The following is a 4,689-nucleotide window of genomic DNA, read 5'->3' on the forward strand; positions in this document are numbered from 1 at the left end:
CACCCTTTCTTGTCTCGCTTGGGGCCTGATTTATTAAGTCAAAACGTATCACCTGATGATGTGAAACAACGCCTGACTGATCCAGCGTTTATGCGCAGAAGCCTGGGTGCATTGTTACTTGATCAAGGGTTTGTCGCTGGGTTAGGAAATTACTTGCGCTCTGAAATTCTTTTTTTATCTAACGTTCACCCTAAGAAGCGCCCATGTGACTTAACTGAAAATCAGTTAGACCTGCTCGCCACTATGGTTGTGGAAACGACGCGTCAGGCGTATTTGGAGGCGGGTGTTACTAATCGTGAGGCATGGATTAAACAAGCCATTGCCTCCGGTGAGCCACGCCGACAATGGCGCTTTAGTGTGTTTGAACGGGCTGGCCTTTCCTGCCACCGCTGCGGCTCAGTAATCGAACGCATAATGGTTGGCTCTCGCCGTTTATATTTATGCCCAACGTGCCAATCTCCATAATTTATACCGTTATCTTGTATGCGCTGATGAAAATCAGACCAATGCCCTAGTTATCAGATGTAGGTTAGCCGTGGTTGTGGCTGCCGCATATAAGACCAATACGGTATACTACCGGTACATCTAGACGGCCATTAAAAAGGCCGCAGCCAAGACGATAACCGAGGAGCTGTTTGTCCATGACCGTGATTCGCCAGGACGACGTCATTCAGAGCGTTGCCGATGCTCTACAGTACATCTCTTACTACCATCCTAAAGATTTCATTGATGCAATGTCAGCCGCTTACGAGCGTGAAGAGAACCCCGCGGCGAAAGACGCGATTGCACAAATCTTAATTAACTCAAGAATGTGTGCTACGGGACATCGTCCAATTTGCCAGGATACGGGCATTGTGACGGTGTTCGTTCACGTGGGTATGAACGTCACCTGGGACGCCGAGCTAAGCCTCGATGACATGATTAACGAAGGTGTGCGCCGCGCGTATCAGTTGCCTGATAACGTGCTGCGTGCTTCTGTTCTTGCTGATCCCGACGGTAAGCGAGCCAATACCAAAGACAATACCCCCGCGATTATTCACCATTCGCTTGTGCCTGGCGATAAGGTCGATATCCACGTCGCCGCGAAGGGCGGTGGTAGCGAAGCTAAATCTAAGTTTGCGATGCTAAACCCATCCGATAGTGTTGTGGACTGGGTGATGGAGCAGTTACCTAAAATGGGTGCAGGCTGGTGTCCACCGGGTATGTTGGGAATTGGTATCGGTGGTACCGCTGAAAAGGCGATGATGATTGCCAAAGAAGCGCTACTCGACCCTATCGATATTCAAGAGCTGCAGGCCCGTGGGCCTAGCAACCGCGCTGAAGAGTTGCGTCTGGAACTGTTCGATAAAGTGAATAAGAGCGGTATTGGTGCTCAAGGCTTAGGTGGGTTAACCACGGTGCTGGATATTAAAGTTAAAGACTATCCAACCCATGCGGCCAATAAGCCTGTGGCAATCATTCCCAACTGTGCAGCCACGCGTCACGCGCATTTCACGCTTGATGGCAGTGGCCCCGTGGCGCTTCCTGCTCCTAAGCTTGAAGACTGGCCAGAAATCACCCGCGAAGCAGGCGATAACGTCAAGCGCGTTAACCTGGATAGCGTCACTCCCGAAGAAGTCAAAACGTGGCAGCCGGGTGATACGCTGCTGTTAAACGGTAAGCTATTAACCGGCCGTGACGCGGCGCATAAGCGCATGGTGGACATGATTGCCAAAGGCGAGCCATTACCAGTTGATATGAAAGGCCGCTTTATTTACTACGTGGGTCCTGTTGATCCGGTAGGTGACGAAGTCGTTGGCCCCGCGGGTCCGACCACCGCGACTCGAATGGACAAATTCACCCGCACCATGCTTGAAGAGACCGGCTTGCTTGGCATGGTTGGTAAAGCGGAACGTGGTCAGGTCGCCATTGATGCTATTCGCGATAACCAGGCGGTTTATTTGATGGCTGTTGGCGGCTCTGCCTACCTTGTTGCCCAGGCAATTAAGAAGTCACGGGTTGTTGGTTTTGAAGATCTAGGAATGGAAGCCATCTACGAATTTGAAGTTGAAGATATGCCGGTCACGGTCGCTGTCGATAGCCTAGGAACATCTGTCCACCAGACAGGACCGGCCAAATGGAAGGAGATCATCGCTCAAAAGGCGTAGCATACTGATGGCAGTCAGTGACAATAAGCCCCGTCTCTCGCGGGGCTTTTGTGCATTAGCAGTGCAATAATCTGATCAACAGCTCACTTGATAGCGAGGAACAGGCAATGACCTCATGGTTGCTAGGGACCAGCATTATGTTGATACACCTATTGGGTATCGTGTCAGCAGTTATGGCGCTTATGTCGAGCAGAACATCCCAGGGGGCTATTGCTTGGATTATTTCACTATTAACGTTTCCATATGTTGCGCTGCCTGCGTATTGGTTTTTCGGACGCCCGCGTTTCTATGGCTATGTAACAGCAAGAGGGGAACGAGATAACGTATTACGTCGAGTGTTGGTACGTTATCGCCATAACATTAAGCCGCACCTTTCATCGCCGACTAGCACTGATATTCAGGCAGTGGAGCAGCTGGCAATGATGCCGTTGACTAAAGGTAATAGTGCCGACTTGTTGATCGATGGTGAAGCCACTTTCACAAGCCTTTTTGAGGGTATTGATCAGGCAAAAGACTATCTTCTGCTGCAGTTTTTCATTGTACGTAACGATACTTTAGGCAAGCGATTGCAGCATCATTTGATTAAAGCTGCACAGCGGGGTGTGCGTGTTTATTTTCTATACGATGAAGTGGGTAGCCGGAAACTAAACGATGGCTTTTTAAATGAGATGATCAAAGAAGGCATCGAAGTAAAAGCATTTCGTTCTTCTCGTGGCTTCAAACATCGCTTTCAGCTTAATTTTCGCAACCATCGTAAAATAGCCGTCGTAGATGGTAAGCAGGGCTGGGTAGGTGGTTTTAATGTTGGTGTAGAATACCTTGGGCAAAATCCACGGCATGGCCCCTGGCGTGATACCCATTTAGCGCTTGGTGGCCCGTGTGTGCTGGGTTTACAGGAAGCTTTTTGGGAAGATTGGCACTGGGCAACAGGGGAAGTCATTACCTTAAACTGGCATGCCGAGAGTCATCCGCAAGATGATCATCATGTGGTTATCGTGCCCTCCGGCCCGGCCGATAAACAGGACACGGCTAGCCTTTTAATCCAACAGTTAATTCATAGTGCTAATGAAAGGCTCTGGGTAACCAGCCCGTACTTCGTGCCAGATCAAGGAGTACAGGATGCGCTTAGGTTAGCAGCAATGCGGGGCGTAGATGTACGGGTTATGATTCCCGAGCGCCCCGATCATTTATTGGTGTTTCTATCTGCATTTTCATTTCTGCCTGATATGTTAAGAGCAGGTGTAAAAATATACCGTTATCTTCCTGGTTTTTTACACCAAAAGGTCATGCTTATTGACAGCAACGCAGCAACTGTCGGCACAATAAACCTGGATAATCGATCTTTTAGGCTCAACTTTGAAATAACGGCTTTCATACCCAGTGCCGCATTTGCTAGTAAAGTACATGCCATGTTAGAGCAAGATTTTGCTCAGTGCCGACGCGTTACAATTGACGAAATTAGCCAGCGCCCAATGTGGAAGAAAGTAGTTTCTCGTGCGGCATATTTAACTGCACCTATTCAGTAATCAATAATAACCCTGCACGCCGCTAACAACGATTAGGCAAAAGGAGTTTTGGGTGAATTTAGAAACAAAATGGCTCGAGGATTTCGTTGCATTAGCCAATACACGAAGTTTTTCGGCATCTGCAAGGCAGCGCCATGTTACTCAGCCTGCATTCAGTCGCCGTATTCGTGCGCTAGAGCAAGCGGTAGGGGTCATCTTAGTAGATCGTTCGACAACACCGATTGGCCTGACCTCAGAGGGCCAATTGTTTTTGATCACCGCACGCAACCTAGTGGAGCAATTGAACGAGTCATTAAGCCATCTCCGGGGAGTTTCTATTGCGAATGAAGCGCTTGATATCGTCGCGGCACACTCGCTGGCATTAAGCTTTTTCCCACCTTGGATTTCTCGTTTACAAAAAGGCTTGGGTGAACTGCCTACACGATTGGTCGCCATGAACGTTGGGGAGGCTATCCATGTTCTGCGCGAAGGTAACTGTGATCTGATGCTGGCATATTATGACCCCTTTGCCACTATGCAGCTGGACGCAGAAGTCTTTCCTTCTTTCTCGATCGGCCAAGTAAAAATGTTGCCGGTTTCACTCCCAGATGAAGACGGCAAGCCGCTTTTCTCGATTCAAAATGACAGCTCAATTCCCTATTTAGCCTATACGCAGGGTGCTTTTCTGGGGCGAAGTGTACGCATGCTGCTTAAAAACGACCCATTACGACTGAAGCTGCGCACGGTTTATGAAACGGCCATGGCGGAAGGATTAAAAGGCATGGTGCTTCAAGGAGTGGGGGTTGCTTGGATTCCTGATTTTTGCATTCGTGAAGAGCTCAAAACCGGCAAATTAGTAAGAGCTGGCGATGAAAATTGGGATATCCCTCTAGAAATTAGACTTTACCGTTGTTCATTAGTCCATAAACCCGGCGTTGAGCGTCTCTGGCGTCAAATGATGAAATTGCCACGCGATTTTCTGCAGGCTTAGCCTGCAGAGCGACTAGAAAAAAGCCTTAGATTTTAAAATGTGCCTA

General features: G+C 48.8%; 4 protein-coding genes. All 4 read left to right on the forward strand.

Annotated elements, in window-relative coordinates; genetic code table 11:
• Nucleotides 1-465, forward strand: a 465-nt coding sequence (locus INT22_RS09865; RefSeq protein WP_319022060.1) for a zinc finger domain-containing protein, incomplete at its 5' end; no start/stop codon positions are given.
• A 176-nt stretch (nt 466-641) separates the two neighbouring features.
• Complete coding sequence (locus INT22_RS09870) at nt 642-2,147, forward strand: fumarate hydratase (protein WP_193060381.1); 1,506 nt, start codon at nt 642-644, stop codon at nt 2,145-2,147.
• 107 nt (nt 2,148-2,254) lie between these two features.
• The gene (gene cls, locus INT22_RS09875) at nt 2,255-3,673 is read left to right on the forward strand and encodes a cardiolipin synthase (RefSeq protein ID WP_193060382.1); all 1,419 of its coding nucleotides are present in this window, start codon (nt 2,255-2,257) and stop codon (nt 3,671-3,673) included.
• Between the two features lie 52 nt (nt 3,674-3,725).
• Nucleotides 3,726-4,643 (forward strand): LysR substrate-binding domain-containing protein, encoded by a 918-nt coding sequence (locus INT22_RS09880; RefSeq protein ID WP_089038403.1) that lies wholly within the window; start codon nt 3,726-3,728, stop codon nt 4,641-4,643.
• Nucleotides 4,644-4,689: the final 46 nt, after the last annotated feature.

The organism is Halomonas sp. 3D7M, from assembly GCF_014897885.1.
Taxonomy (GTDB): Bacteria; Pseudomonadota; Gammaproteobacteria; order Pseudomonadales; family Halomonadaceae; genus Vreelandella.